General features: G+C 70.7%; 1 protein-coding gene. It reads left to right on the top strand.

Going from position 1 to position 2,923, the window contains the following annotated elements:
* Positions 1–152: 152 nt before the first annotated feature.
* Positions 153–2,849 carry an alanine--tRNA ligase gene (gene alaS, locus ACFWE2_RS25110; RefSeq protein WP_377226929.1) on the top strand — a complete coding sequence of 899 codons (2,697 nt, stop codon included), beginning with the start codon at positions 153–155 and terminating at the stop codon, positions 2,847–2,849.
* Positions 2,850–2,923: the final 74 nt, after the last annotated feature.

A 2,923-nucleotide genomic window follows, 5' to 3' on the forward strand; every position in this document is an offset into this window, starting at 1 on the left:
TAAGAGACAGGCAGAATAGAGTCGCGTCCGGATCCGGACGCGACTCGCGCGTCCCAGCCGCGACTCACCAGTTCTCGCACCACCACCTCAAGCACGACCAACTTGTCGCACCATCAACTTTTGTACGACCGAGAAGAAGGATCACTGACCTCATGCGCACCGCCGAGATCCGCAAGCGTTGGCTCGACTACTTCGAAGCTCAGGGTCACGCGGTGGTGCCGTCTGCGTCACTGATCTCGCCGGACCCGTCGACGCTGTTCACCATCGCGGGCATGGTGCCGTTCATCCCGTACATGACGGCGCAGCAGACGCCGCCGTGGAAGCGCGCCACGAGCGTGCAGAAGTGCGTGCGCACGCTCGACATCGACGATGTAGGCAAGACGACGCGCCACGGCACGTTCTTCCAGATGAACGGCAACTTCTCGTTCGGCGACTACTTCAAGGCCGACGCCATCCGCATGGCCTGGGACTTCCTGACCGGCTCGCTGGACGACGGCAAGCTGGGCATCGACCCCGACAAGCTGTGGGTCAGCGTGTACTACGAGGACGACGAGGCCCGCCAGCTCTGGAAGGACATCGTCGGCCTGCCCGACGAGCGCATCCAGGGGCTCGGCAAGAAGGACAACTACTGGTCCACCGGCCAGCCCGGCCCGGCCGGCCCGTGCTCGGAGATCTTCTACGACCGCGGCGCCGCGTACGGCCCCGACGGCGGTCCGCTGGTCGACGAGGGCGGTGACCGCTTCGTCGAGATCTGGAACCTCGTGTTCATGCAGTACGAGATCGACGAGGTGAAGTCCAAGGAGGAGTTCCGCATCCTCGGGGAGCTCGCCAACAAGAACATCGACACCGGCATGGGTCTCGAGCGGGTTGCCTTCCTGCTGCAGGGCAAGGACAACATGTACGAGATCGACGAGGTCTTCCCCGTCATCGAGGCCGCTCAGAAGCTCAGCGGCAAGACGTACGGCGACAACCACGAGGACGACGTGCGCATGCGCGTCGTGGCCGACCACGTCCGCTCGGCCCTGATGATCATCGGCGACGGCGTGCGCCCCTCCAACGAGGGCCGTGGTTACGTGCTGCGCCGGCTGCTGCGCCGCTCCGTGCGCGCCATGCGCCTGCTCGGCGTGGACGGCGTCGCTCTGCCGTCGCTGCTGCCGGTCTCCAAGGACGCCATGGCCCCCTCGTACCCGGAGCTGGCAGAGAACTTCGAGCAGATCTCCGCCGTCGCCTACGCCGAGGAGGAGGCCTTCCGCCGCACGCTGGCCTCGGGCACCACGATCCTGGACAACGCCGTCGCCAACCTGAAGAAGAGCTCGGGCGGTGAGGGCGGCGTGCTGCCCGGCGAGGCCGCCTTCCAGCTCCACGACACCTACGGCTTCCCGATCGACCTGACCCTCGAGATGGCCGCCGAGCAGGGCGTCCAGGTGGACGAGAAGGCCTTCCGCTCGCTCATGCAGGAGCAGCGCACCCGCGCCCGCGCCGACGCGCTGGCCAAGCGCACCGGCGGGGCCGACGTCGCCGCCTACGAGGCCCTGGAGAAGGAGCTCACCGCACCCGTCGAGTTCCTCGGCTACACGCAGACCGACGCCACCGTGCGCGTCGTGGGCCTGCTCAGCGGCGGCGTGCCCGCCCCCGCCGTCACCGCCCCGGCCGAGATCGAGGTGGTCCTGGACCGCACGCCGTTCTACGCCGAGGCCGGCGGCCAGCTCGCCGACCACGGCACGATCGTGCTCGACAGCGGCGCCACCATCGAGGTCGACGACGTGCAGCGCCCGATCAAGGGCCTGAACGTGCACCGCGGCCGCCTCGTGGAGGGCACGGCCGCCCTGGGCGACCCGGGCACCGCCCAGATCGACACCGCCCGCCGCAAGGCCATCAGCCGCGCCCACTCGGCCACGCACATGATCCACAAGGCGCTGCACGAGCTCGTCGGCCCGGACCGCACCCAGGCCGGCTCGGAGAACGCCCCGAGCCGTATCCGGTTCGACTTCCGCTCGCCGTCTGCCGTGTCCGCCTCGGCCCTGACGGAGATCGAGGAGCGCGTCAACGTGCGCCTCGCCGACAACCTCGAGGTCACCGACCAGCTCATGCCCATCGCCAAGGCCCGCGAGGTCGGCGCCATGGCGCTGTTCGGCGAGAAGTACGGCGACGTCGTGCGCGTGGTCTCGATCGGCGGCGACTGGTCGCGCGAGCTGTGCGCAGGTACGCACGTCAAGCAGACCGGCCAGCTCGGCCGGGTCACGCTGCTGGGCGAGTCGTCCATCGGCTCCGGCGTGCGGCGCGTCGACGCCCTGGTCGGCGACGGCGCCTACGGCTTCCAGGCCAAGGAGCACGCCCTGGTGGGGCAGCTCACCAGCCTGCTCAACACGCGCCCCGAGGACCTGCACGAGCGGGTCGGCTCGCTCGTGTCGCGCCTGAAGGAGGCCGAGAAGGAGCTCGCCACGCTGCGGCAGGGACAGCTCCTGGCCGTGGCAGGCAAGCTCGCCGCCGAGGCCCCGCGCGTGGGCGACGTCCGCGTCGTCACGCACGACGCCGGTGAGGCTCAGGCCGACGACCTGCGCGCCCTCGTGCTCGACGTGCGCGGCCGCCTCGGCGAGGCCGAGCCCGTCGTGGCCGCCGCCGGCGGTGTGTCGGGCGGCCGCCCCGTCGTGGTGGTCGTGACCAACGCCGCCGCCCGCGCGGCCGGCTACAAGGCCGGTGACCTGGTGCGCACGGCCGCCCAGACGCTCGGTGGCGGTGGCGGCGGCAAGCCGGACATGGCCCAGGGCGGCGGCACGGACCCGGCCAAGCTCGGCGAGGCCCTGGCAGGTATCGCCGAGGGCGTCCGCCTGGTCGCCGTCGGCGCCTGACGCTCGTGCCTTCGTCGGTCGAGCCAGTGCCCCCGGTGGCCGAGCCCGTCGAGACCACCGAGCCGGGCCTCCCT

The organism is Promicromonospora sp. NPDC060271 (assembly GCF_042726755.1).
Lineage (GTDB): Bacteria > Actinomycetota > Actinomycetes > Actinomycetales > Cellulomonadaceae > Promicromonospora.

What these genes read in the sequence shown, in the direction of transcription:
- alaS (WP_377226929.1), top strand. Translation starts at nt 153, where the DNA reads ATGCGCACCGCCGAGATCCGCAAGCGTTGGCTCGACTACTTCGAAGCT.